The organism is Campylobacter sp. BCW_6464, from assembly GCF_001762775.1.
GTDB classification, from domain to species: Bacteria; Campylobacterota; Campylobacteria; order Campylobacterales; family Campylobacteraceae; genus Campylobacter_D; species Campylobacter_D jejuni.
The window spans coordinates 1-26,044 of the sequence record NZ_MJXM01000030.1; the positions used below are offsets into that span (position 1 = coordinate 1).

General features: G+C 30.7%; 24 protein-coding genes and 4 pseudogenes. 9 read left to right on the forward strand and 19 right to left on the reverse strand.

Going from position 1 to position 26,044, the window contains the following annotated elements:
• On the reverse strand, positions 1-602 hold a 602-nt coding region (locus AJ885_RS01720), incomplete at its 3' end, for a helix-turn-helix transcriptional regulator (RefSeq protein ID WP_070280637.1).
• Between the two features lie 694 nt (positions 603-1,296).
• On the opposite strand from AJ885_RS01720, the pseudogene AJ885_RS01725 reads away from it, so the two are divergent.
• Together AJ885_RS01725 and AJ885_RS01730 are read left to right on the forward strand one after the other, a co-directional pair.
• Positions 1,297-2,152: pseudogene (locus AJ885_RS01725) on the forward strand (hypothetical protein).
• On the forward strand, positions 2,137-2,736 hold the full coding sequence (locus AJ885_RS01730) for a C39 family peptidase (protein ID WP_053872216.1): 600 nt from the start codon (positions 2,137-2,139) through the stop codon (positions 2,734-2,736). The pseudogene AJ885_RS01725 and the gene AJ885_RS01730 overlap by 16 nt, the downstream one beginning before the upstream one ends.
• A 48-nt stretch (positions 2,737-2,784) precedes the next feature.
• Here AJ885_RS01730 and fliY read toward each other — a convergent pair whose 3' ends face one another.
• Genes fliY through aroQ form a run of 8 tightly spaced genes read right to left on the reverse strand, consistent with a single transcriptional unit; the run spans position 2,785 to position 9,030 of the window.
• Positions 2,785-3,627 carry a flagellar motor switch protein FliY gene (gene fliY, locus AJ885_RS01735; protein ID WP_002860902.1) on the reverse strand — a complete coding sequence of 281 codons (843 nt, stop codon included), beginning with the start codon at positions 3,625-3,627 and terminating at the stop codon, positions 2,785-2,787.
• Positions 3,624-4,703: a flagellar motor switch protein FliM gene (gene fliM / locus AJ885_RS01740; RefSeq protein WP_002851710.1), complete on the reverse strand. Its 1,080-nt coding sequence runs from the start codon at positions 4,701-4,703 to the stop codon at positions 3,624-3,626. Before fliM ends, fliY begins: the two co-directional genes overlap by 4 nt.
• Entirely contained in the window at positions 4,703-5,395 is a 693-nt protein-coding gene (locus tag AJ885_RS01745) for an RNA polymerase sigma factor FliA (RefSeq protein ID WP_002871494.1), read from the reverse strand. The genes fliM and AJ885_RS01745 overlap by 1 nt, the downstream gene beginning before the upstream one ends.
• Positions 5,376-5,732 (reverse strand): hypothetical protein, encoded by a 357-nt coding sequence (locus AJ885_RS01750; RefSeq protein WP_070248959.1) that lies wholly within the window; start codon positions 5,730-5,732, stop codon positions 5,376-5,378. Before AJ885_RS01750 ends, AJ885_RS01745 begins: the two co-directional genes overlap by 20 nt.
• A gap of 18 nt (positions 5,733-5,750) precedes the next feature.
• Positions 5,751-6,617 (reverse strand): flagella biosynthesis ATPase FlhG, encoded by an 867-nt coding sequence (gene flhG, locus AJ885_RS01755; RefSeq protein ID WP_002854691.1) that lies wholly within the window; start codon positions 6,615-6,617, stop codon positions 5,751-5,753.
• Positions 6,610-8,064: a flagellar biosynthesis protein FlhF gene (gene flhF / locus AJ885_RS01760; protein ID WP_044779859.1), complete on the reverse strand. Its 1,455-nt coding sequence runs from the start codon at positions 8,062-8,064 to the stop codon at positions 6,610-6,612. The genes flhG and flhF overlap by 8 nt, the downstream gene beginning before the upstream one ends.
• A 10-nt stretch (positions 8,065-8,074) precedes the next feature.
• Positions 8,075-8,548: a 2-amino-4-hydroxy-6-hydroxymethyldihydropteridine diphosphokinase gene (folK, locus tag AJ885_RS01765; protein WP_002851803.1), complete on the reverse strand. Its 474-nt coding sequence runs from the start codon at positions 8,546-8,548 to the stop codon at positions 8,075-8,077.
• Positions 8,549-8,550: 2 nt separating this feature from the next.
• On the reverse strand, positions 8,551-9,030 hold the full coding sequence (gene aroQ / locus AJ885_RS01770; protein WP_002860905.1) for a type II 3-dehydroquinate dehydratase: 480 nt from the start codon (positions 9,028-9,030) through the stop codon (positions 8,551-8,553).
• Between the two features lie 90 nt (positions 9,031-9,120).
• Here aroQ and AJ885_RS01775 point away from each other — a divergent pair, with 90 nt between their 5' ends.
• The 3 genes from AJ885_RS01775 (at position 9,121) to AJ885_RS01785 (ending at position 12,344) form a co-directional block, all read left to right on the forward strand.
• Entirely contained in the window at positions 9,121-10,350 is a 1,230-nt protein-coding gene (locus AJ885_RS01775; RefSeq protein WP_044779858.1) for a metal-dependent hydrolase, read from the forward strand.
• Positions 10,338-11,234, forward strand: coding sequence for a signal peptide peptidase SppA (sppA, locus tag AJ885_RS01780; protein WP_044779857.1), 897 nt, complete (start codon positions 10,338-10,340; stop codon positions 11,232-11,234). The genes AJ885_RS01775 and sppA overlap by 13 nt, the downstream gene beginning before the upstream one ends.
• 78 nt (positions 11,235-11,312) lie before the next feature.
• Positions 11,313-12,344 (forward strand): Cj0069 family protein, encoded by a 1,032-nt coding sequence (locus tag AJ885_RS01785; RefSeq protein ID WP_002933934.1) that lies wholly within the window; start codon positions 11,313-11,315, stop codon positions 12,342-12,344.
• 241 nt (positions 12,345-12,585) lie between these two features.
• Here the strand turns inward: AJ885_RS01785 and AJ885_RS10410 are convergent.
• The 8 genes and pseudogenes from AJ885_RS10410 to AJ885_RS01835 form a co-directional block, all read right to left on the reverse strand.
• Positions 12,586-13,202: pseudogene (locus AJ885_RS10410) on the reverse strand (bacteriohemerythrin).
• Positions 13,203-13,375: 173 nt separating this feature from the next.
• On the reverse strand, positions 13,376-14,032 hold the full coding sequence (locus AJ885_RS01805; RefSeq protein WP_070280642.1) for a lactate utilization protein C: 657 nt from the start codon (positions 14,030-14,032) through the stop codon (positions 13,376-13,378).
• Positions 14,025-15,464, reverse strand: coding sequence for a LutB/LldF family L-lactate oxidation iron-sulfur protein (locus AJ885_RS01810; protein WP_070280644.1), 1,440 nt, complete (start codon positions 15,462-15,464; stop codon positions 14,025-14,027). Before AJ885_RS01810 ends, AJ885_RS01805 begins: the two co-directional genes overlap by 8 nt.
• Positions 15,461-16,201 carry a (Fe-S)-binding protein gene (locus tag AJ885_RS01815; RefSeq protein WP_074470023.1) on the reverse strand — a complete coding sequence of 247 codons (741 nt, stop codon included), beginning with the start codon at positions 16,199-16,201 and terminating at the stop codon, positions 15,461-15,463. The genes AJ885_RS01810 and AJ885_RS01815 overlap by 4 nt, the downstream gene beginning before the upstream one ends.
• A gap of 119 nt (positions 16,202-16,320) precedes the next feature.
• Positions 16,321-18,003, reverse strand: a complete 1,683-nt coding sequence (locus AJ885_RS01820) for an L-lactate permease (protein WP_070210398.1) — start codon at positions 18,001-18,003, stop codon at positions 16,321-16,323.
• A 171-nt stretch (positions 18,004-18,174) separates the two neighbouring features.
• A pseudogene (locus tag AJ885_RS01825) lies at positions 18,175-18,740 on the reverse strand (cytolethal distending toxin subunit A).
• Positions 18,741-18,750: 10 nt separating this feature from the next.
• Positions 18,751-19,359, reverse strand: a pseudogene (locus AJ885_RS10415) (cytolethal distending toxin subunit B family protein); the annotation flags it as partial.
• Positions 19,360-19,375: 16 nt separating this feature from the next.
• Positions 19,376-19,525, reverse strand: coding sequence for a toxin (locus tag AJ885_RS01835; RefSeq protein WP_186820550.1), 150 nt, complete (start codon positions 19,523-19,525; stop codon positions 19,376-19,378).
• Between the two features lie 200 nt (positions 19,526-19,725).
• Here AJ885_RS01835 and AJ885_RS01840 point away from each other — a divergent pair, with 200 nt between their 5' ends.
• Genes AJ885_RS01840 through cydB form a run of 3 tightly spaced genes read left to right on the forward strand, consistent with a single transcriptional unit; the run spans position 19,726 to position 22,646 of the window.
• Positions 19,726-19,959 (forward strand): DUF4492 domain-containing protein, encoded by a 234-nt coding sequence (locus AJ885_RS01840; protein ID WP_002860921.1) that lies wholly within the window; start codon positions 19,726-19,728, stop codon positions 19,957-19,959.
• The gene (locus AJ885_RS01845) at positions 19,960-21,522 is read left to right on the forward strand and encodes a cytochrome ubiquinol oxidase subunit I (RefSeq protein WP_002881265.1); all 1,563 of its coding nucleotides are present in this window, start codon (positions 19,960-19,962) and stop codon (positions 21,520-21,522) included.
• Entirely contained in the window at positions 21,522-22,646 is a 1,125-nt protein-coding gene (cydB, locus tag AJ885_RS01850; protein WP_002881266.1) for a cytochrome d ubiquinol oxidase subunit II, read from the forward strand. Before AJ885_RS01845 ends, cydB begins: the two co-directional genes overlap by 1 nt.
• A gap of 193 nt (positions 22,647-22,839) precedes the next feature.
• On the opposite strand, the gene AJ885_RS01860 is transcribed toward cydB, so the two are convergent.
• Entirely contained in the window at positions 22,840-23,535 is a 696-nt protein-coding gene (locus AJ885_RS01860; RefSeq protein WP_070210397.1) for an aspartate/glutamate racemase family protein, read from the reverse strand.
• Positions 23,536-23,654: 119 nt separating this feature from the next.
• Entirely contained in the window at positions 23,655-24,350 is a 696-nt protein-coding gene (ung, locus tag AJ885_RS01865; RefSeq protein WP_070280646.1) for a uracil-DNA glycosylase, read from the reverse strand.
• Positions 24,351-24,622: 272 nt separating this feature from the next.
• Between ung and aspA the strand changes: the two genes are divergently transcribed.
• Positions 24,623-26,029: an aspartate ammonia-lyase gene (aspA, locus tag AJ885_RS01870; protein WP_002854440.1), complete on the forward strand. Its 1,407-nt coding sequence runs from the start codon at positions 24,623-24,625 to the stop codon at positions 26,027-26,029.
• The last annotated feature ends 15 nt before the right edge of the window (positions 26,030-26,044 follow it).

A 26,044-nucleotide genomic window follows, 5' to 3' on the forward strand; every position in this document is an offset into this window, starting at 1 on the left:
ACACCAATTAGTAAAAAATCTCCATTTTTATAAAATATATCTTTATATAAAGGATTTAAAGAGTGTAAAATCACTCCATCAACTTGTTTTAAAACTTGTTTTATAAAAAGTCCATCTCTAGTATTAATCACACAAATGCTTTTATTTTTAAAAGCCTTATTCCTATCTATTGCACAAATTGAACCATCTTTTATAAGTGGTTCCATACTCTCTCCATAACAAGTGATAAACTCACATTCTTTACTTCCAAAAAAGTTTAAAACCTTTTCATCGATGATTAAATCAGAGCTATCAATCAAATCATTTATACCACCTCCACCTAAACTTGCATTTGTTTTATAAAGCTTTAAAATTTTATATTTATTCTCACATTCTAATTGATCTTTTGGGGAACTTCCATAGAAGAAATAATTAATGCTTATATTTCTTTGATTTAAAAAGTTTAGGATTTGTGGATAAGGAATGGAGTTTCTAAATTTCATGGAATTAAAAGTATCAGGATGAATTCCTAGTTCTTTAGCTATATCTTTGGTTTTTAAATCACGCTTACCTTCACTTGCAAGTATATCTTTTAATTTTTCAATCACTTCTTGCATTTGCATTTTAAATCCTTTGATTTTAATTTCAAAGAATTTAAACATAAAATTTCAAAAAGCAATTAAAAACTTTTGATTTGAAAGATTTTTAATATAAGAGCTTGAAAAATCTAACTTCAAGCTCTCTAAATTGATATTTAAAAACATCTTACTAAGCTATTTTTTTAACAAGATTTCATAAAAAATTGCTTCATTACTTTTTAAGTTTTCTATGTAACTATCTTCCAAAGCTTAATGCCATAGATAGTTACATGCTATTTTTATATAAAAAGTGGTTAAACTATGATTATATAGTGTTTTATTGGGATAGTTACATCAATAAGAAAATATAAAAATACTTTAAGCAAAAATGTAACTATCCTAGAGGGTAAAAAACACTTTTGGGATATAAAATTTAAAATCAAAGCTCGTGTTTATCCATCTTTTAAACAGCATTTAATCACTTTTTTGGGACAAAACGGACATTTTGGGATATTTGGGATATTTTACGCTTTAGATTAGGAAAGATAAAAAGTCATTTTTGTAAGCTTTAAAATCCTATTATTTGGGATTTTTGCTAAAATTATTTAGGGATAGTTACATGTTCTTTTTGAAATACCCCTTACAAATAATATCACAAATTATATATTAAAATCAAATTTTTTTTATTTGGAACATTCATTGCTTTTAAAAAAATTTGAAAATATTTAGAAAGGCAACAATGAAAAAGATTTGTTTAAGTATTTATGGTTTTAGTTAATTGTGTTTTTGCTAGTGATGAACTAAATATAGACAGTTTATTTAAAAAGCAAATAGGCTTAAGAAGCATTACAAGCTTTTCTTTGCTTAGCACAGGAAATGCAAACTCGTATTCTCTTTATCCTAATATAACAATAGGCGGAGATCCTACAATTTGGAATGATACAAAGCAAGTGTTTTTAACTCAAACTTTCATTTATACCATAACACCTAAGTTTGACATACTTATTTCAGGGGGCGGAAGTTATGCAAGAGGGGAATATACAAACTTTTTTACAAATGAGTATTCTAGTAAAAACAGAATAGGTTTTGATAATTTATGGCTAGGTTTTATTTATACAGGCGATAGCATTGCAGATTTAATTCCACAAATTACCTTTCAAACTGCAGTCGTTCAAAGAGAAAAAGCAATCAATCAAACCAAAAACTTTTATCTAAAATCACAAAGCTTACAAGCTAGTTTAAGGGGATATAGCGATCCTGTGGTTTATAGTATTTATACAGGATTTGGTTATAATCAATCAAGAAAATTTAAAACCCTTAAAATAGAGTATGGAAATAGTATTTATGTGGGTGGGGATTTATCTATTATTCTAAGTCCTAAAATTACTTTAGATTTAGGAGCAGAGCAAAGATTTCAAACCGAGCAAAAAATTAATGGTTATCAAAATTCTGAAGTGCGTTCTATTCCAACTTTAAGTTTAGGTTCTACTTATAGCATTAATTCAGATACCGCAGTTTCTGTTAATGCTAGTTTTGGAGGAAGCTCTGCTTCTCCTGATAGTATATTTGGGATAAGCTTATGGAAAAAATTCTAAAAATTTTATTATTTTTACCCATTCTTGCTTTGAGTGCAAAAGCCGAATGGGTAGTTAAGTCTTATCAAGAAATTAAAAACGAAAGAGTAATAAGACAAACTTATGAGCAATCTTGTGGGGCTTCATCTTTAGCAACTTTACTTAATATACTTGATGATCAAAAAAAGTTTGATGAACTTGAACTTTTAAAGATTATGAGCGGACAAGAACTTTATACGGATATGGTAAGCTTTGCAGATTTAAGCGATGCAGTTAAAAAACTGGGCTTTCAAAGCAATTCATATCAAATCAATAGAGAAAACTTGGATAAACTTGTAAATATTCCAATGCTTGTAAAAATTGAAGATGATCCACGCTTTCCACATTTTGTTATAATTATCAATCATAAAGGAAATTATTTGCAAATACTTGATCCAAGCCATGGAGAATATATAAGTTCTAAAAGTCAATTTTTTAGTATTTGGGATAGATATAATAAAGGTGGTTATGCTTTAATTGTTGCTCCTAAAAAAGAGCTAAAACCTTTTAAGTTAAATACTCCAAAATCTTTACATTTTGATTTCAGCCCTTTTAGTTTGTTTTAGTTTTAATTCGTTTATATTTATTATTCTTAATTTGTAGGCTAAAACTTTTTATCTTAGTTGTTCTAATCTTTCTTTTTTAGAACCAATTTCTGTAATTTGAACGCCGAAGTTACCATCGACAATTACTACCTCGCCATAAGCAATTCTTTTATCCCCAATTAAAATTTCAAGCGGATCGTTTGCAAGTTGATTAAGCTCCACAACTGAGCCTATATCCATAGTTAAAACATCTTTTAAAAGCATTTTTTTATTGCCTATACGCACACGAACAGGCAAACGCACATCCATGATAAGATTGATATTTTTAAGCTCTTCGCTAAGCATTATCGCTTTTTCTTCAGCGTTGTGATTAGAATCAGTGCTTGTATTTCCTGTTTCAGCAGGTTTTCCACTTAGAATGTTGTGAAGTGTTTGATCCATGGCTAAAGAAACTTGTTCTTCTAAATCGCCTATTTTTACATCATATAAAAATAATTTTTTAAAATCTTTAAAATCTACGCTTTCAGGCACAAATTCACAAGATTCTATACTAAAATCCATTTTTGGAATGTCTTTTTGAGCTCCTAAAGTTGTAGAAAATGCTGAAATGATATTTTGGATGGCTTCTTTAGCTGCATCCATTTCATCAGGACCTAGTTTATCGTTTTTGGTGATCTCTTCTTCACCCATCATCCATTCACCAATAGCACTCATTAAAACAGCACCGGCTAAAATTCCTATTTTTCCACCATTTGCTATATCAAATATAGCATACACTAAAGGTGCTTTTAAAGTATCGCTTGCATTGACATCAAATTCTTTATATTCGCTAAATTCAGCACTTTTTCCTGTTAAACCTTCAATGGTGCTGATGCATTCATTTGTAAACATTTTTAAAAAATCATTGATCATATTTCTTCATCCTCCTCTTCAGGCTCATCATAAACACTAGCTTTAGCTTTACGTTCTTCTTCGTATTTTTCCAAAATTTCTTTGATTTCATCTTTATCTGTGCGTATGAGTTCTAAAATTTTAATAGATTTTCTAAAACGATGCAATCCAATTTGTGCTAAGAAAACATCTTTTTTATCGATGCTTACTATAGCTTTATCATCTGCTTCTCTATCAAGCCTTAAAATATCACCTTGTTTAAGTTCTAAAAATTCATGAACATTAATTAAGGTTTTTCCTAAAATTGCCTCATATACCACTTCAGCACGACCGATTAAAGTTTTAAGTTCTTTGTTACGTGATTTTTTGGCTGAGGTTTCACCCATCATAATATCGCGGTTTGCTAAACGGCTTAATATACTTTCTAAATGTACTACAGGATAGCAGATATTTACCATACCGCTTGAATTTCCTATGATGATTTCCATTACCACCATGATAACAATCTCATTTTGAGATACGATTTGCACAACATTTGGACTTGATTCTTTAGCTTCAATACTAGGATAAATTTCAGTTACAGTAGCCCAGCTTTCTTTAAGTCTTTGCATAATGATACGCAAAATAGAATCAAGCAAATTAAGCTCAATATCCGTAAGCTCACGCGAAGCTTCATAGCTATCACCTTGACCACCTAAAAGCCTGTCTATCATAGGAAAAGCTATGCTTGGATTGATTTCTAAAACACAGTTTCCATCTAAAGGTTTGATAGAAAAAACGTTAAAACTTGTTGGGCTTGGCAAAGACATTAAAAACTCTCCATAAGTCATTTGATCGACTGAATGAAGTTTAGTTTCAACAATACTTCTCATCATCGATGAAATTTGAGAGGCTAAATTTCTTGCTAATTTATCATGTATGCCTTTGATTGTCCTAAGTTGTTCTTTTGAAACTCTGTTTGGACGCTTAAAATCGTATACAACGATATTTCTTTCATCTTTTTCATCTTTTGAATTTGAGGCTATGGGTGTGTCGGTGTTATCATCAACAACTTCAAGCAGGGCATCAATTTCTTCTTGGGAAAGTATCTCAGCCATTACATTAGCCTTTCTCTAAGTTTTTTAAGAAGTTTTTTGTGAATTTGTGAAATTCTACTTTCACTGATTTGTAAAATTTCACTGATTTCTTTTAGGCTTAATTCTTCATAATAATAAAGCTGAATGATTAACTGATCGCGCTCTTTAAGATCATCTAGCACTTCGTGAATTTTTTCTAAAAGTTCTTCTTTTTCAATTTTTTCTAAAGTATTGTCTTCGTTGTAAAGTTCGATTTGCTCATCGATGGGCAGGGTATAGCTAATAGCATGAGCTGTTCTTACTTCTTTGATTTTTTCTACATCCAAATCAAGTTTTTTGGCTAGATATTCATCATCAGGTTCGCATTCATGCTCAAGGAAATATTCATCCATGATTACATCAATATCTTTAATAATTTTGCGATTATTGCGACTCATTACATCAAGACTTCTAAGATAATCAAGCATAGAGCCATTAACTCTTTTTCTTGCAAAACCCCAGAAGTTATCATTTTGTTCTTTATCGTAACGGCGTGAAAGCTTTATCATTTCTTCAACGCCTATGCTAATAAGATCATTAACATCTATGCTTGAAGGCAAGCGTTCTTTTAGTCTAAAAGCCATAGCACGTAGGGCTGGCATGTAAGAAAGCACAAGCTCATCTTGCTCTTTCTTTAGCATTTGTGCATAAGCTTTAGGCGGCTCTTTTAGCATTTCTTCGTCTTTCTTTGGATTCATTTTTCTTTAGCTCTTCTCTTTCTTCATTGAGCTTTTCTAAAATTATATCCATTTTCTTTTCACGAATAGCTAAATCGTTGATAATATTATTGCTAGTTTTTTCATAATCGTGTTTATTAAAGATTCTACCGCTAATTTTCTTTACATCTATAAAATTCATAATGGCAATATGAACAAAAACATAAAACATAAAAGTAATAAAACAAGTAAAAATCAGTATATCAAAGGCTTCATCTATACTAATAATGCTAAATGCAAGTCCTATAAAAAATCCACAAACAGTAAAAAATGCTACGTAATTTTCTGGCCTCATAATCTCTTCTCTTTATTGCTAAAATCTTTCAATAATTTTTCTAAAAAAACTTGAAAAACTACGATTTGAAACATTATCAAGCACTTTCCGTTCCAATCTATATAAAAGCTTGGAAGCTAGGGCTTTAAGCTCATCACTTGAGGCTGTGTTTTCATCGCTAAATAAAGTTCTTTTTTTAATACTACCACTTACATCTTTAGAAGCGCTTAAATGACCTAAGAATTCTAAATTTAAAGGATTTTTAATGTTTGCATCTGCAACTTTTTTAATATTTTCAAACACTTTTAAAGCTTCATTTTCATTTTTTACAACATTAAAGAGCATTAGTAAATTTTCTTTTGTCTTAGAAGTTGTTTTTATGGTTGCATACGCATCAGTGATTGCTGCAGGATCAGGAACAGTTACTACTATAACTTCATCAGCCATTTCTAAAAAATTTAAAATATTTCCACCAATACCCGCGCCTGTGTCGATAATAAGAAAATCAAGCTCATCTAAAATACTTGCTTGATTTAAAAATCTCTCGTAAATATTTTTATCATTATATTTTAAAATCTCATCTCCACTTTCGCCTGGGATGAGCCATAAATTTGGCTTAACTTCTATTAAAATATCTTCCAAGGAGCATTCTCCGCGTAAAACATGCAAGAGATTTTTTTGTATGCGTACATTTAAAATGACATCCAAATTTGCCAAGCCAATATCAGCATCAAAAAGCCCAACTTTATAGCCATTATTTGCTAAAACATTGGCTAGATTTGCGCTAATCGTACTTTTTCCAACGCCACCTTTTCCACTTGTAATAGCTATAAAATGAGTGTTTTGGGATTTTTTGGTTCCATTTTGACTCATGAGATTGCGAAGTTTATTTGCTTGGTTATTCATTATTTTTTCCTTTATTAAACCCTTCTAAAATACAATGAACTAGAAAATCACTATTGGCTACTTCTAAATCATCTGGCACTTCTTGTCCTGTAGAGAAAAAGCTTAGAGGAATATTTGTTTCATAAATAAGAGAGAAGATATTTCCAAAAACCTTTGTTTCATCAAATTTAGTAATAATCAAAGTATCAATATTTAAGAATGAAAAATTTTTATAAATTTCCATTAAATCTTCATGTTTGGTGTTTGCAGAAACCACTAAATTTACATCAATTTCTGCATTTGAGTGCATTAAAAATTCTTTAGTTTTAGAAAGTTTACTTTGATCGTATTGTGAATTTCCTATAGTATCAACCAAAATTACTTCGCAATTATTTAAGCTTTTTATTGCTTCATCTAAATCCTTTGGTTCTATGCTATCAATAATAGGAAGTTTCATCATTTTTGCATACTGAAAAAGTTGTTCAACCGCACCGATTCTATAAGTATCAAGCGTAATAATACCTGTTTTATAACGCTTATCTCCATAAGCATAGCGAAAAGCTAACTTAGCTAAGGTTGTTGTTTTTCCGACTCCTGTTGGGCCCACTAGCATCATGATTTTTTGTTTTTTTATATCGCTTTCAACGCGACAAGGCAAGATATTTCTTAAAAGTGAGTGAAAATATCTTTGAACCGCATCTTTGTTGGTTTTCATAGCAGCTGGCATATTTTCTATAGTTGCCTTCATAATCGCTTCTAGATGATTTTCAAGCATTCCACTTTCTTTGGCTTGCTTATAAATACTTGCAAATTCAGGAGGTATCATAAGATTTTTTCTAGCTTCAGCTTTATCATCCCACATCATATCTGCAAGAAGATCTATTTTATCGTTAAGCTTGTTGATTTGTTTTTCAAATTGCTTTTCAAAATTTTCTATTTTTTTATTATAATTTGGATTAGGGGTGTAATTTTCTAAAGGTGTGTTTGTGACTTTAGAAATTTCATTGCTAACTTCACTTAGTTTTTCTTTAAAATCATCAAAGCCTAGAGTCTTATTTTGATGAGGGTTGATTTTGTTTTGTGGAAAATCTTGATAGGTTTTTTTAGTTAAGTCATTGTTTTTTACAGTGTTTAAATTTGTATTTAAGCGAGTGTTTGAGAAATCCAAGACTACATCTTCATCTTCTTGAGGGATTTGAGATCTAATTTTTTCTTCTGTAAGAGAGGTAGAAGATGGTTTTGGCGAGCTTTTTTTTGCAGGTAAAGATTTTCCTTGTTTTTTTAAGTGTTCTTCATAGTCGCTTTCTTCTATGGCTACCATAACCTCATAAAGCGCACTGCGATTTAAGGTTTTAGGACGAATTTGTTTATTTGTTATAATTAAAGCTTTATCTCCGTAATCTTCTTTTACTTTGGGTATAATTTGTTCTGTATCTTCAACAGTAAAAGTATGTATAAGTTGTCCCATATTATATTCCTTATATCATGCCTAAAGGCAAAATTACACTCACTCTTTCTTTAGCCCCTTTATGAGGCACCTCACACCACTTATCACGCTTGACTTTTTGTGAAAAGTATAAAAGATCTAAATCAAGCGTTCTAGGAGCGTTTTTGAAAGTTCTCTTGCGTTTAAATTTTACTTCATAATAAAGTAAAACTTTCAAAAGTGCTCGTGCATGCAAATTAGTTTGTATCAACATAACAGCATTGGTAAAATCTTTTTGCTCTTTAAAACCAAAGGCTTCATTTATCAACATAGGAGATGTGGATAAAATTTTAAATCTTTTATCATCCATCATTACTCGAAAAAGCATATCAAATCTTTTTTTTTCAGGTTCTATATTGCTTCCTAAGCCTATAAGGGCTAAATATTTAAAAGATCGTATATTTTGACTAAAAAAAGGAAAAAAACGACTTTTTTCAAAGTGTTTTACTCCTTGAATTTTTAGCATTATTATTTATTTGTTTGTTGTGCTTGTTGCATTGCGTGCAAATTTTTTATTTGTTCACAAATTTGAATTACACCCATTAAAGCCAAGTGATAGCCAAAAGGACCAAAACCAACAATAGTTCCAGAGCATACAGGCGCTATAAGACTTTTTTGGCGAAATTCTTCTCTGCGATAAACATTGCTAATATGCACTTCAATTGTAGGCAAAGCTACCGCTGCAATAGCATCTCGAATAGCTATTGAAGTATGAGTATAGCCTGCTGCATTGATAATAATTCCATCAACTGTTCCAAGGCATTCTTGAATTTTGTCTACGATTTCACCTTCAAAATTACTTTGGAAAAAGTCAAGTTCTACATTGCTTTGAGTGGCAGCTATTTTCATTTGCTCATGAATTTGCTCCATTTTCATAGCACCATAAATTCCCACTTCTCTTACGCCAAGCATATTAACATTTGGGCCTTGGATAATCATTATTTTCATGGATTTAACCTTAAAAATTTATTTTTAACCTTATATTATAACATTTTAAAAATAAATTTTTGCTACAATGTAATTTTTGAAAGGAAAATCGTGTTTATAGCTGCTGCAAGATATCTTTTTTTATGTGATGAAGATTTTACGATACTAGAAAATCAAGCCTTTGTTTTTGAAGATAAAATTTTAGAATTAGGTAAATTGGATAATTTAAGAAAAAAATATCCTAAGGCTAAAATCATCAAAACACCTAAAAATTCGGTTATTTTACCTACTTTTATAAATCCTCACACACACTTAGAATTTAGTGCAAATTCAACAACTTTGCATTTTGGAGAATTTTTAACTTGGCTTAAAAGTGTTATAAATTCTCGTTCCATGTTAAATGCGCAGGCCAAAGAAGAATTAATACTTCAAAGCATTAAAAAAATGCAAAAAAGCGGCATAGGCACCATAGGTGAAATTTCAAGTTTTGGGAGTGATTTAGATCCTTGTTTAAAGGCTAGTCAAAAGGGTATACGTGTAGTATTTTTTAATGAAATTCTAGGCACAAATGAAAATCAAGTTGAAGATAAAAAACAAGAATTTTTAAAAAGATTTGAAAATTCTTCGAAATTTAAAAATGATTTTTTTATCCCAGCAATTTCGATTCATTCTCCTTATTCAACTCATCCTAGTTTGGCTCATTTTGCTCTTGATTTAGCTAAAAAGCAAAATTTACTAGTTAGTACGCATTTTTTAGAAAGTAAGGCTGAAAATATCTGGCTTAGAGAGTCTAAAGGGAGGTTTAAAAAATGGCTTGAAAATTTCACACTTCATCCTAAGCCTCTTTATACACCAAAGGATTTTGCTAAACTCTTTAAAGGAGTAAGGACTCTTTTTACGCATTGTGTTTATCTAAAAGAATATGAATGGTTAGATAAAAATTTACATTCTATTACACATTGTGCATTTTCAAATCGTCTTTTAAGTCAAAAAAGCTTAGATTTAAAAACGGCTTTAAAAAGTGGATTAAATATCCATTTAGGAACCGATGGACTTAGCTCAAATATTTCATTGTCCTTACTTGATGAAATGCGCGCGAATTTGCTTATACATAAGAATTTTGATTTATTAGAGTTAGCATCTAAGCTTTTGCAAATGGTAACACTTTATCCTGCAAGGGCTTTAAATTTAAATTTAGGAGAGCTTAAAAAAGGTAAAATTGCTGATTTTAGCGTATTTGAGCTAGGAGAATGTGATAAAAAGCAAGCTCCTTTGCAGTTTATTTTAAATGCTAAGGAAGTGGATAAATTATTTATAAAAGGAAAAGAATGCAAATTTTAAAATCATTTTTTAAGGCTTTAGGGTGTGGAATAAAATTTATCAATACTTATTTTAAAACCTTTGTTTTATTGTTGATTGTTATATGGATTTTAATGCCTAGTGCAAATTCAAGCTCCAATCTTGCAAATTTAGAACGCATTGATTTAAAGGGTGAAATTTTTGATAGCTCTGCGGTTTTAGAAAAAATTATCAATACTAAAAATGATAGCAATATCAAAGGAGTGCTTTTTGTTATAGACTCTCCTGGTGGAGCTTTTGCTCCTAGTATGGAACTAGCTCTAGCTATAAAGGATTTAAAAATTAAAAAGCCCGTGCTTGTCTATGCAAGCGGAACTATGGCAAGTGGAAGTTATTTAGCAGGAGTTGGAGCCAATAAAATTTTAGCCAATCCGGCAAGTTTTATAGGCTCTATCGGTGTGATTATGCAAGGAGCTGATTTAAGTGGATTGGCTAATAAACTCGGTATTAAAGAACAAACTATTCAAGCAGGTGAATTTAAAAGTGCTGGAACTTTTGCAAGAGCTTGGAATGAGAATGAAAGAAATTTTTTACAGGGTTTAATTGATCAAAGTTATGATCTTTTTACAGGTTTTGTTGCTAAGGAAAGAGCATTAGATCTTAACAAAAAAGACCAATGGGCAAATGCAAGAGTGTTTTTAGCTGCCAAGGCTAAGGAGCTTGGTCTTATAGATGAGCTTAGTAATTATGAAAATGCTAAAAAGGAGCTTGAAAAACTTGCTAATGTTTCAAATCCCGTTTGGAAAGAAGAAAATAAGATTGATAAATTTCTTAACCGCCTAGAAGGACAAGTATCAAGCTTGATAAGTAAAAGCTTAATCGAAATCGCTTATAAGACTAATAGCAGTTTTATAAACGCTAGATAAAATATATAAATATTTTTATTTAATTTTTGTAATATTTTTATGCAATAATTATTTATATTTTAGATAAGGAGTAAAATAATGAAAAAAAATATTGTTTTTTTTGAAGTTAAAGGTGGGAGTGATAAAGGTGAAGATGGTTATAGAAAAGATACTATACCTATGGTAAATGCCTTAAAAGCTAAGGGTTGGAATGCTGAGGTGATTTTTTTTGAAGTGAGTAAAAAAGATGAAATTTACAAATATGTGAAAGAAAATTTTGATGGTTATGTTTCTCGCATCAATCCTGGTAATCTTAAAGAAGAAAATGAGTATTTTGATATGTTAAGAAAACTTTGTGCTGATAAGCTTGTAGGTATGCCTCATCCTGATGCTATGATAGGTTATGGTGCTAAAGATGCACTTACAAAATTAGCAGATACTGATCTTGTTCCAAGCGATACTTATGCTTACTATGATATTAAGACTTTTAAAGAAAATTTTCCAAAAAGTTTGGCTAAAGGTGAAAGGGTTTTAAAGCAAAATCGTGGCTCTACAGGAGAGGGAATTTGGCGTGTGAGTGTAGAGGGTAGCGTTAGTGGAGATAGTTTGCCTTTAAACACAAAAATCAAGTGTACGGAAGCTAAGGATAATCATGTAGAACATAGAGAGCTTGGGGAATTTATGGATTTTTGTGAGCAATATATCATAGGTGATAATGGTATGCTTGTGGATATGACTTTTTTACCGCGCATTAAAGAAGGTGAAATCAGACTTTTAATGCTTTATAACACTCCTGTAAATGTAGTACATAAAAAACCAGCCGAAGATGCCGATGCTTTTTCTGCTACGCTTTTTAGTGGGGCAAAATATCGTTATGATAAGCCAGAAGATTGGAAAACTTTGGTGGATATGTTTTTAGGCGAGCTTCCTAAGGTAAGGGAAAGATTAGGCAATTACGACTTACCATTGATTTGGACGGCTGATTTTATTTTAGATACTGATGAAAAGGGCAATGATAAATATGTTTTAGGCGAGATTAATTGTTCTTGTGTAGGCTTTACTTCTCATTTAGAGCTTGCTGATGAAGTGGCTTCAAATATTATTAATATTGTAAGTAAAACTAAGGCTTAGTTTTTAAGTTTAATGTCCATTTTATTATTGCAAAATGGACATTCTTTTTCTATTGTTTTTAAGTTTGAGCTATATTCTATTGGGAAAAAATTTTCACAAAATGAGCATTTTGTATCTTTGGTTAGTATAGGATAGGAATAGTCAAATTTATCCAAAATAAAATATTTTATTTTTTATCCATCAAATTTCCTTCTTTGACTAACTTATACTTTATTTATTATTTTAACGCATAAATAGTTAATTAGAAATTTTCTGAATATTTTTTATAAAACTGTATGGCTTCTTTACATTTTTTACATTTAAATTTTACACCCTTAAGTTGAATTTTTGATGAATTCCAAAAGGTATATCATGCATTTGTCCTACGCATTCACATGTATAAAGATAAACTGCATTTTCATCATCTTTTTCTTCTTTGACTTCTTCAAAGCTTACTCCTCCATCATCTTCAGAAGCTAAAGAAGATCTTCTATATTGTTCAACTTTCATATCTTCATAGAGTATATGTTCTAAAAGAAATTTTTTAGAAACTGTGTAAAGCTTCTCTTTTAAATCATTAGTGGTTTTTATGTTTTGTATAAGATAAGACATATCATGAATGATATTTTATACATGATTTTGTGTTCATTTAAACAAGGATAATGAATTTATTGCATATAATCTTCTTCGTTGCTAAAATGTTCTTTTATTATAGTTAAAAAGTTCTATTAAAATTTCTTTTAACTCATCTCTTTGAACAAATTTATAAACCATATTTTCTATTTTTGCTGCAAGTTCAAAAAGTTTTTGGTGTTGAATGTCAATCATTATGTCATGAATACTGTATTTTTCATTCCAAGTTGGAATTAGTTTATCCAAAAGCACCTTCTTTAATTTTTGTATTTAAAATTAATTTCATATATTTGAGTGAAATATTATATTTTATTAAAATATTATTAATTTAAAATTATTTATTTTATTTATATTTGTATAATATAAAAAATATATATAATTAATATTAAAAATTAAGACTTACTGATTCTAGTATAGAATCAGTAAATAATAATATGTGCAATTTGTGGCCCATGAACACCAAAAACAGTGATAAGTTCTATATCTGCTGTTCTTGAAGGCCCTGCTATAAATAAGATATTAGTAGGTAAGATTTCATTTTCTTTTTTTACCAAATTTAAAGCCTCGCTAAGACTTTTAACAACATTTTCTTTTTTAAGTAGCACTATACAAAGTTTAGGTGCAAGGCTTAGCATTCTAGGTTGAGTTTTGCTTGAAGGTACAAGTGCAACTCCGTGAGAGCTTACCCCTGCTCTTGCATGAATGATGGAAAAATCACTATGAAAAACCTCAGATCTTAAATTTTCGATTTCTTTATCAAAGCAAATCTTTTTTTCTGCTTTGATTTGTTCTAAATTTAAATTTAAATCTAGCCCATAAATCATACTTTTAAAGTCATATTTTGCGATAATTTCATTGATTTTTTCTTCTAAGGTATCTTTTGTAGCATTTTCAACGATGTATTTGTTATCATTCATTTTTTGTTTCATTTCTGCAAGCATATCTTGGGTGGTTTGGATATGTTCTACAGGATCTATACTTTCAATGCGTGTGAATGTTGTTTCTTTGTAAGCTTTTTTAAGATGTTCTAAAATACTTGCTTTACTTTTGCTTGAAATTTCATCGATTTTACTCATAGCTTACTCCTTCTAGTTTTTGCACTTCTTTATAAAGATCCATTTTAATTTGAGGTAATTCTTTAAAAGCGTGCCATTTTTTAATCACAGGTAAAACACTTGCGAAATTTTGTACCGTCCAGTTGAAATAATGTGCTTTTGAAAGTGAAAAACGCCATTTATTGCCATTGGTTGCGATATTTTTAAATTGTTTAAAAGTAAAGGCTTCTAAGGCATTGCGATGAACATTATTTGCTCCTAAAGGTGGATTTTTACCTTGTCCTATTTTATCACATCTTAATTTGCGAATAAGATCAGCCAAAGGAATTTGCACTGGACAAACTTCAGAACAACGCCCACAAAGTGAACAGAAATTTAAAATATCTCCTGTATGATCTATACCAAAAATATTAGGACTGATTACTTCTCCTATAGGTCCTGGATAAGTGGTTTGATAGGCATGTCCGCCGATTTGATCATAAACAGGGCAAAAATTCATACAAGCCCCACATCGAATACAACGCAAAGCCTCATAATAATCCTCATGAGCTAACATTTTAGAGCGATTGTGATCAAATAAAATCACATGCACTTCTTTAGGACCATCTAAATCCCCATTTTTTCTAGGGCCTGTAATGATATTATTATAAGTTGGTATAAATTGTCCTGTGGCTGAAGGAGTGAGTAAAGAAACCATAGTAGCCGCATCTTCAAAGCTTTCCATGACTTTTTCTATGCCGCAAAGTGCGATATGAATATCAGGTGCTGTAGTGCACATTCTACCGTTTCCTTCATTTTCTATAAGCCAAAAAGCTCCTTCTCTTGACATGGCAAAATTGACCCCACTAAGTCCAAGTTTTAAGCCTTCAAAATCTTTTCTTAAATGCTCTCTAGCTACCGCATTTAAACTTTCAGGTTCATTGTTTTCTAAATTCGCTCCTAATTTTTCTTTGAAAATTTCTCCGATTTCATGGCGGTTTCTATGTATAGCAGGTACAACTATATGTAAAGGAGGCTCTTCATTAAGCTGTAAAATAAGCTCTCCAAGATCGGTTTCTATAGCTTTTAAACCTTTTTTTTCTAGGTAGTGATTTAGGCCTATTTCTTCGCTTGCCATAGATTTACCTTTTAAAAGCTTGGTAATATTTTTTTCTTTCATGATTTCATAGACGATTTCACAGACATCTTCATCACTACTTGCCCAATGCACTTTAATGCCATTTTTTGTAGCATTTTTTTCAAATTCTAAAAGCCTTTCTTCTAAACTCATTAAGGCATTGTTTTTAGCTTGTTTAGCTTTAGCTCTTAAACCCTGCCAGTCTTTAAATCTAGCATCAATAACATTGAGTCTATTTTTTTGTAAAGTATGCATGGCAGTCATTAAATTTTCTTGCATTTGCTTGTCATTGAGTTTAATTTGAACGATTTGTTCGTGAGGAATTTTTTGACTCATAGTCTTTCTCCTTCCAAGCGTTTAAGTAAAAAGTCATATAAATGTATGCCTTTTATATCTAAACCCATTCTTTTCATTGTGCCATCTATGTTTAAAAGACAACCTCCATCGCCACTGATGAGATATTTTGCACCGCTATTTTGTATATCTTTAATTTTACTTCTTACCATAGCATTTGAAATTTCAGGCTCTTTTACTGAAAAAGTTCCGCCAAAACCACAACATTCTTCCTCGTATTGAAGTTCTACTAATTCTACATTTTTTAGTTTTTTGATAAGATTTTTACTCGCTTGTATGCTTTTTTGCACTCTTAAAGCATGGCAATTAGAATGCCAAGTTACTTTTATAGGTGCACCTTTATCTTCATAATCTACTTTTAAAACTTCATCAAGGTATTGTGAAAGTTCTATGACTCTAGAGCTAAAATCTTTGACTTTAGAAAATTCAGGTTTGTTTTTAAAAAGTTCTTTATAGTCATGACTCATCATACCCGCACAAGATCCGCTTGGCACAACGATGGGGTAATCTTTATCAAATAAATCCACATTATATAAAGCAATCTCACGACTTTCATCGAAATAACCTGAGTTAAAAGAAGGTTGAGCGCAACAGGTTTGATTTTTTTTAAAAATCACTTCAATACCTTCACGCCTTAAAAGTTTTATTGCATTTAAAACGCTTTGTTGCATAGCAGCACTTCCTAAGCATGTGGCGTAAAAATACACCTTTTTCATGATCTCTCCTTTTGGGATAATTTAGGATAAATATTTTAATCCTGTAAAAATAAAAGCAAAGTAAATTTTCCAACAAATATTCTAAAAACGAATATTTGTTGAAGCAAAACTTAAATTTTTAATTATTTCACTATAGCTTCAGGGATGATTTCTTGTAAGAAAAAAGCTATAATGCAAGTCCAAATTCCTATTAAAATAATAAAAGCTACAGAATATTTTAATGTGAATTTGAAAAGATCAGATTCTTTTCCTACAAGCCCAACTGCTGCGCAAGCTATAGCAATGCTTTGTGGACTGATCATCTTTCCAACGACTCCACCTACTGAATTAGCTGCTAAAAATAAAGCTTCACTAACACCTAGTTTTTGAGCACTTACTTGTTGCAAGGTTCCAAAAAGTAAATTAGCACTTGTATCAGAGCCTGTTAAAAATACCCCTATCCAGCCAATGATTGGTGAAAAGAAAGAAAAAGCATCACCTGTATGTGCAAAAGCAAGTCCTAAAGTAGTGCTCATACCACTATTTTTAGAAATAAAAGCAAAAGCCACAACTAAACCTATGGTGATACAAGGTATAGCCATTTCTTTTAAAGTAGCCCAAAAGCATTCTGCTGCATCTTCAGCTTTGATTTTTAAAATAGCTATAGTTAGAAAAGCGGCAAGTAAAATCGCTGTTCCTGCTTGAGCTACGGTTTTTCCATTGATTAAATCTACACCCAAGGCCAAAGATAAAGGCTTAGCTTCTCCTATGCCTGTGATAGAAGGGCTTAAAATTCCAGTTGTGATATTGCTAAATTGTAAAGTAATGCTTGTATAGCTTAAAATTCCGTCCTTATCAAAGAGAGCTTTAAACCAAGGTTGTGTCCAAATGATAATACAAACAATAAGTAAAATAAAAGGCGACCAAGCTTTTAAAATTTGATTAAAACTTAAGGTGTTATCTTGAGTGAAATTGCTTTCATTATCAAATCTAAAAATATTTTTTGGTTTCCAAAATTTTAAAAATACAGTTGTAACCGCTAAAGAAACTACAGCTGAGATAATATCAGGTAATTCTGCTCCTAAGTGATTTGAGCTTAAAAATTGAGTAGTTGTAAAACTTAGTGCCGCAACTAAAATAGCTGGAAAAGTTTCTTTAACGCCTTTAAATCCATCCATTAAAAAAACTATGAAAAAAGGTATAGTAAGACTTAAAGGAACTAGCATTCTACCTACCATGGCAGAAACTGAATGCTGTTCTATGCCGACAAGATTTGCCATAGCAATAATAGGAATTCCCACCGCACCAAAAGCAACAGGAGCGGTATTTGCGATAAGACAAAGTCCTGCAGCTTGCAAAGGACGCAAACCAAGTCCTACTAAAAGTGCAGCAGTTATAGCCACAGGGCCACCAAAACCTATAGCACCCTCTAAAAATGAACCAAAACAAAAACCTATTAAAATCACTTGAATTCTATGATCTGGAGTAATGCTCATCACGCTTTTTTTAATGATTTCAAAAGAACCCGACTTGATAGAAAGTTTGTAAAGAAAGATTGCCGCAATGATAATCCAAGCTATAGGCCACATACCATTTGTAAAGCCTTGAATAAAACTTGCGCCCACTAAATTCCAAGGCATTTTATAGGCAAATAAAGCTACCAAAGTAGCAAGTATAACAGTTAAAAAACCTGCTTGATAACCTTTAAGTTTTAAAACAACCAAACAAACTAAAAAACATAGTATAGGTAAAAATGCCACTAAAGCACTTAGCCAAATGTTTGAAAAAGGGTCGTAAACTTGTTGCCATGTTAAAATTTGCTCCAATTTTTCCTCCTTGATAATTATTTATGTATAAATTTATTGTAACAAAAAATTAAATTAAAATAAAAAAATTATAGAGTAAAGTAAATTATATTGTGTTGTTATTGATTATTTTGTGTATTTTTGTAATATCATAAATATTAAATAAATATAAAAATAGAATAATAAAAAATCTTATTCTAAAGGGGTAGAAGCTGTTAAAGGTGGAGTTATAGTCATTAGTTCGTTTACTTCATAAAAAATTAGGATCTAAGGTGCAAGGGGCTATTCTAAAGCGTTTTTGTGTAGGAATATTTGGATTAAAAAGTTACCATACATTCATCAGATTCCAAAACTAAAGAACAAATTTGCACGTCTGAAGTTGCTGTTGGCATTATAGAAAATACAGTTTCTAATTTACCATCTTTTAGATCATCTTGACAAGATTTTGCTCCAAAGGTTCCATCTTCTAGGATGGCCAAACAAAGATCGCTTTCCTTTGGATTTGTAAATTGCACATAACCAAAAGGAAGTTCATTAGCTAATTTATCTTTTTGTTTTAACTCATTGCTTAAAACAATTTCTTTAATATTCCAATTTTGATCAATAGGATCTTTTGAGATATCTCTAAAGGCGCTTAAAAAAATTCCCGTTTCTAAATTTCTTATAGAAACCATTTTGGTAAAATCTTTCAAATCTCCAGTAGGAGTTGCAAAGGCTAAAGTTATAAACATAAAAAATAAAGCAACAATTTTTTTCATATTAAATGTCCTAAAATTTTCTAAAATTAACTGGAAAATGATCTTAAACTTGCAAGCATCAAAATCACAGCTAAAAGTGGTGGAGTATAGGCTTGTTGTCTGTTTAAATTTCCTGTAATTGCATAATCAATAGTCCCTCCGTTTGCTTGAGTTGCACTAGTTGGAAAAACCACTCTAATTTTATTTGCTAATCCTCTATCCACTGTATTTGTTATAGTAGAAGGATCACGGTTAAAATCCCCTGCTATCATCCAGTTAACTTGAGGTATATTTACAAAATGTGTATTTATGGGCTGTGATAATTGCTCCTACATCTGTTCCTTCATTGGCTAAAACATAGATATTGAAAAAAGCATCACTTCCATCGCGAATTCCTATAATGGGTCTTGAAACTATAGCTAAATTTACACGATTAGCTCCTACATCAACGCGAGAATAATAAATTAAAAACCCTATCAGGTCTTGAAAGAGTCCTCAAATTCTACTCATATTCATCAATAGGCATTCCACCTTGTTGCACATGGCGTCCTGTTGGAGTGGCTATTCTTAGTAAAGTTCCTATTTCTTGTATCATTAAGATATCTAAGGGGTTTGCTCCACTTGCAAGTTGTTTTATTGCATTATTGTTGATGCTACTAGTTAAAGGTGGGGTAAATAGGAGTAATAAGTACTAAATCAGCATTGCTAATTAAACTTGGAATTTCTTGATTGGTAGGAAAAATAGGTTCAAGTCCTAATTTTAAAGAAAAAGAATTAGTATCTTCAAATTCTCCAAATGAACGCACCAAAGGATTTACATTTTCAAAATTTAGAAGAACATGTATTTAAAGAAAAAATCATAAAACAAAAATAAAAAGTTTAATTTTTTGCATTAAAAACCTTGATTATGTATTTAAATTTTTTAAGAAAATAATAACATAATTTTCATTATAATTTTCCGCTTCTTAAAATGTTTTATTTTGTTGTTTTTAAAGGTAGAATTTACATGCATCTTAAACACTTATATTTTAGTATTTCTCAAATTTTTAATTTTTACAAAGAAGGTTTTAAAAATTTAACTCTTGGAAAGACCCTTTGGAAAATTATCTTTATTAAACTTTTTGTTATGTTTGTGATTTTAAAACTTTTTGTTTTTGATGTAAATTTTAATTCTATTTTTAAAAGCGACAAAGAAAAAAGCACTTTTGTACTCAAAAATCTTACACTCGAAGGAAAATAAATGAACGAACTTAGTAGCGTTGATTGGTCAAGAGCGCAGTTTGCTTTAACTGCACTTTATCATTTTTTGTTTGTGCCTTTAACCTTAGGCTTATCTTTTATCATTGCTATCATGGAGACTATCTATGTAAAAACTAAAAATGAAAGATGGAAAAAAATCACCAAATTTTGGCTTTCATTATTTGCTATAAATTTTGCTATCGGTGTAGCTACAGGTATTATAATGGAATTTGAATTTGGAACAAACTGGGCAAATTATAGCTGGTTTGTGGGCGATATTTTTGGCGCACCTTTGGCGGTTGAAGGTATTATGGCATTTTTCTTAGAGGCTACTTTTTTTGCAGTTATGTTTTTTGGCTGGGATAAAGTAAGTAAGGGTTTTCATTTACTTTCAACTTGGTGTGTGGCTATAGGAAGCAATCTTTCTGCTTTTTGGATTTTAGTGGCAAATGGTTGGATGCAATATCCTGTAGGAATGAGCTTTAACCCTGATACAGCAAGAAATGAAATGCAAAGCTTTTTTGAAGTAGCACTTTCTCCTGTGGCTATTTCAAAATTTTTACATACCATAGGCAGTGGTTATGTGATTTCAGCTTTATTTGTAATAGGAATTTCAGCTTGGTTTATGTTAAAGGGACGCCATATTATCGAGGCTAAAAAAAGCTTAGTTGTAGGAGCTAGTTTTGGTTTGGTTTGTTCAATCTTTTTGTTTTTCAGCGGAGATGAAAGTGCTTATCGTGTAACTCAAACTCAACCTATGAAACTTGCAGCTATGGAAGGGGTTTATCAAGGTGAACATCGTGCAGGGCTTGTGCCTTTTGGAATTTTAAACCCTAAAAAAACCATAGATAATAACGAAAGTGTGTTTTTATTTGACATTACTATACCTTACGCTCTTTCTATATTAGGAAACCGTGATCCAAATTCTTTTGTTCCAGGAATTGAAGATTTAATCTATGGAAATGAAAGCAAAGGTATAGAACCTATGCAAAATCGTATCGATAGAGGAAAAATCGCTATACAAGCTCTAAAAGACTATAAACTTGCTAAAGAAAACAATGATACAATAGCTATGGCAAATCACAAATCTATTTTAGAAACTCATTTTAAAGATTTTGGCTATGGATATCTAGAAAAACCAAGTGATACTATTCCGCCTGTGGCTTTAACTTTTTATAGCTTTCATATCATGGTTGCTTTAGGAAGTTTTTTCTTTTTACTTTTCATCGTTACTCTTTATCTTACTATGGCAAATGATATTGAGAAATTTAGAAAAGTACTTTGGGTATGTTTATTATCCATTCCATTGGGTTATATCGCCGCTGAAGCAGGCTGGATTGTTGCTGAAGTAGGCAGACAACCTTGGGCAATTCAAGACTTACTTCCTGTACATATCGCAGCAACGCAACTTGGAAAAGTCAATGTTCAAATTTCATTTTGGATTTTTGCAGTACTTTTTACAGCCTTATTGATTGCAGAAGTTAAAATCATACTTACTCAGATTAAAAAAGGTTTTGACGCACATGCAGAGCATACTCCACTTATGGGCAAAGGAGAAAAATGATGTTTTTTGGTTTAGAACTCGAAGGTTTGCAAATTTATTGGTGGTTGATTTTAAGTTTGCTCGGCGGACTTTTAGTTTTTATGTTTTTTGTCCAAGGTGGACAAACTTTAATCGATGAGCTTAGCAAGGATGAGCTTGAAAAAACCATGCTAGTCAATTCTTTAGGGCGTAAATGGGAGCTTGGTTTTACAACTCTCGTACTTTTTGGCGGAGCTGCTTTTGCAGCTTTTCCACTTTTTTATAGTACAAGTTTTGGCGGAGCTTATTGGGCTTGGCTTTGTATTTTATTTTGTTTTATTTTACAAGCTGTGGCTTATGAGTATCGTAAAAAAGAAAATAATGTTTATGGCTCTAAAACCTATGAAATTTTTCTTAAAATTAATGGCTATTTAGGTGTGTTTTTAATCGGAGTTGCAGTAAGTAGCTTTTTTAGCGGTTCCGAATTTATCTTAAATGAGCATAATTTTGTTTCTTGGCAAAATCCTTTGCACGGCTTAGAGCTTTTACTCAATCCTTTTAATTATCTCTTAGGCTTAGCTTTGGTATTTTTAGCAAGGCTTTTAGGCGCAGCGTATTTTATGAACAATATCAATGATGAGAATATCAAAATAAGAGCTATGAAAAAACTTATGATCAATAGCATTCTATTTTTACCTTTTTTCTTAGGTTTTTTAGCGTGGATTTTCTTAAAAGATGGTTTTAGTGTAGATGCAAATGGAACTGTAAGCATGAGTGCGAATTTATATTTATATAATTTCTTAAATCAAATGATTTTTGCTGTTTTGCTTGTTATTGGTGTGATTTTAGTGCTTTTAGGTATGGTTCAAGGAGTAAAAGGTTGCTCTAAGGCTATTTTTACTCTAGGACTTGGAACGGTTTTAATAGTTTTTGCTTTATTATCAAGTATTGGTTTAGGTCAAAGTGCTTTTTACCCATCTTTAAGTGATTTACAAAGTTCTTTAACTTTAAAAAATGCAAGTTCAAGCTATTATACTCTAAGCGTCATGGCTTATGTGTCTTTGCTTGTACCTTTTGTTTTAGCTTATATTATCTATGTTTGGAATGCAATGGATAAGGTAAAAATCACACGCGAAGAAATCGCAAACGATGATCACGCATATTAAGGAGAAAAAATGTTACATGCTTTGTTTTTATTGACTTGGCCTTTAGTAATTTATCTAAGCTATAAATTTATAATGCTAAATATCAATCAATTAGAAAAAGATAGCAAACTATAAAGCAAGATAAGATTTAAACCGATATAAGTATAAATCTTTTCAAAATATTGCAATTTGCCCATTTTTGGGCATCTTTTAATCATAAATCTTTTAAAGCTTCATTAGCGGCATCAAGGGCGTGAATAAGGCTTGTGTCAAAAATTTTGATATTTGTATCATTTTTGGATATTAATAAACCAATTTCAGTGCAAGCTAAAAGCACTCCCTTTGCACCTTTTTCTTGTAGTTTTTTTATAATATTTAAATATTTTTCTTTAGATTCTTGCTTGATTTTACCCTTGCAAAGCTCATTAAAAATAATATCATTAACGATTTTTATATCTTCATCGCTAGGAATAATAACGCTAATATTTTCTTCAATAAGCATTTTTTTATAAAAATCCTGAGTCATTGTGTATTTAGTACCCAATAAACCAATTTTTTGTATGTTTTCTTGTTTTAAAGCCTTAGCAGAGCTTTTTGCAATATGCAAAATAGGGATATTTATGTTTTGTTGAATTTCATCAAAAACCTTATGCATAGTATTAGTTGCAATTATTATAAAACTAGCCCCTACAAGTTCTAATTTTTTAGCACACTGAGTTAAAATTTGCGCAGCTTCTTGCCATTTATCTTGGCTTTGTAAATTTTCTATTTCTTCAAAATTAACACTGTAAAGTAAAATTTTTGCAGAATTTAAAGATTTTAATTTATCATTTATAGCTTGATTTATTGTTTTATAATAAGTAATAGTACTTTCAAAACTCATTCCGCCTATAATACCAATGGTTTTCATTTTTCTCCTTAAAAATTAATTTTTGAGTTGTTTTATTATAATATATTTCATAGAAATACGATTTATTTTTAAATAAATAAATATATTTTAATATTTTTATTAAAATTTAAAATAATTTTTTAAACTATTTTCCAATCTACAGGAATTTTACCAACTTTTTTTAAAAATTTATTAGCCTTTGAAAAATGCTTACAACCTAAAAATCCTGTTCTAGCTAAAGGGCTTGGGTGAGCTGCTTTTAAAATCAAATGCTTAGTATTATCAATCAAGATCTCCTTGCTTTTTGCGTAATTTCCCCAAAGCATAAAAACAAGCCCTGATTTTTCATTGCTTAATTTATGTATTATAGCATCACTAAATTCTTGCCAACCCCACGAACTATGACTAGCTGCTTTATTTGCTTCAACGCTAAGAATAGAATTTAAGAGCAAAACTCCTTGTTTTGCCCAAGAGCTTAAATCTCCGCTTTTTGCTGGAGCGATGTTTAAATCATTTTGCAATTCTTTAAAAATATTATTAAGACTTGGTGGGATTTTTACATTTTTTGGAACCGAAAAACTAAGCCCCATTGCTTGGTTTGGTTGATGATAGGGATCTTGTCCTAGGATAATAATTTTAATTTCTTTTAAGGGACATAAATTAAAAGCATTAAAGATTAAATTTGCAGGCGGATAAATAATTATATTTTGATCAATCGCATTTAGGTATTGTTTTTTGATTTCTAGAAAATATTTTTTTTGAAATTCGTCTCTTAAAAATTCTTTCCAGTCATCATTTATTTTAATCTTATCTATGTTTATTGTAATTTCTTCCATGTTATCCCTAATTATTTAAATTATTAAAAATTTTATTCTAGCAAAAAAAGCTTGCAAAAATATATTAATTTTTTTTGAAGTAAATAAAATTTTTTATATTAATAAAAATTAAATATAAAGACATAATAGGATATAAAAATACTTAATTTATTATATTTTGAAAGTATTTTAATTATTAACCAATTATTAACTAAAAATGCAATATCATTATTTTATGATTTAAATCAAAAATTTTTGATTTTAAATTAAAATACTTTTATGAAAGGTTCAAAATGGGAACAAGAAAAGAACATGATTTTATTGGGGAATTGGAAATCTCTGATGAGGTTTATTATGGAGTGCAAACTTTTAGAGCTGTTGAAAATTTTGATATTTCTCATGATAGATTAAAAGATTTTCCTCGCTTTGTTAGAGCTTTGGCTAGAGTAAAAAAAGCTGCAGCTATGGCAAATCATGAATTAGGTCTTTTGGATAAAAATATCCAAGATGCGATTATTAAAGCGTGTGATAAAATTTTAGAAGGCGGGTATTATGATCAATTTGTAGTAGATATGATCCAAGGAGGTGCTGGAACAAGTACAAATATGAATGCTAATGAAGTTATAGCAAACATAGGACTTGAACTTATGGGTCATAAAAAAGGTGAATACCAATATCTTCATCCAAATGATCATGTTAATTTAAGCCAAAGTACTAACGATGCTTATCCTACAGCTTTACACCTTGCTTTGCATGATTATTTAAGTGATTTGGCAAAAGCTATGGAACATCTAAAAAAAGCTTATGAGAGAAAAGCTGAAGAATTTAAAGATGTTCTTAAAATGGGTAGAACCCAACTGCAAGATGCTGTACCTATGACTTTAGGTCGTGAATTTAAAACTTTTGCCGTAATGATAGGTGAAGATATACAAAGAGTATTAGAAGCTAGAAAATTGATTTTAGAGATCAATTTGGGCGGAACTGCTATTGGAACGGGAATTAATTCTCACCCTGATTATCCGAAGGTTGTAGAAAGAAAAATAAGAGAAGTGACAGGTTTTGAATATACTGTGGCTGAGGATTTGATCGAGGCGACTCAAGATACGGGAGCTTATGTACAAATTTCAGGTGTTTTAAAACGTGTTGCAACAAAACTTTCTAAAGTATGTAATGACTTAAGACTTTTAAGTAGTGGTCCAAAATGTGGTCTTAATGAGATTAATCTTCCAAAAATGCAACCAGGTAGTTCTATCATGCCAGGTAAGGTAAATCCTGTTATTCCTGAAGTAGTTAATCAAGTTTGTTATTTTGTTATTGGAGCAGATGTAACTGTAACTTTTGCTTGTGAGGGTGGACAATTACAACTTAATGTTTTTGAACCAGTTGCAGCATATAGCTTATTTAATTCTATTGTAATGCTAGAAAAAGCAATGTATACTTTAGCTGATAAATGTATAGATGGTATTACTGCAAATGAAAAAATTTGTTCAGACTTTGTCTATAATTCAGTAGGTATAGTAACAGCTTTAAATCCTTATATTGGTTATGAAAATTCAGCTTCTATAGCTAAAGAGGCAATGAACACTGGAAAAAGAGTGGCTGATATTGCGCTTGAAAGAGGGCTTTTAAGTAAAGAACAAATTGATGAAATTTTAACACCATCAAATATGCTAAATCCTCACATGGAAGCTAAAAAATAGCATTTTAGGATTTAA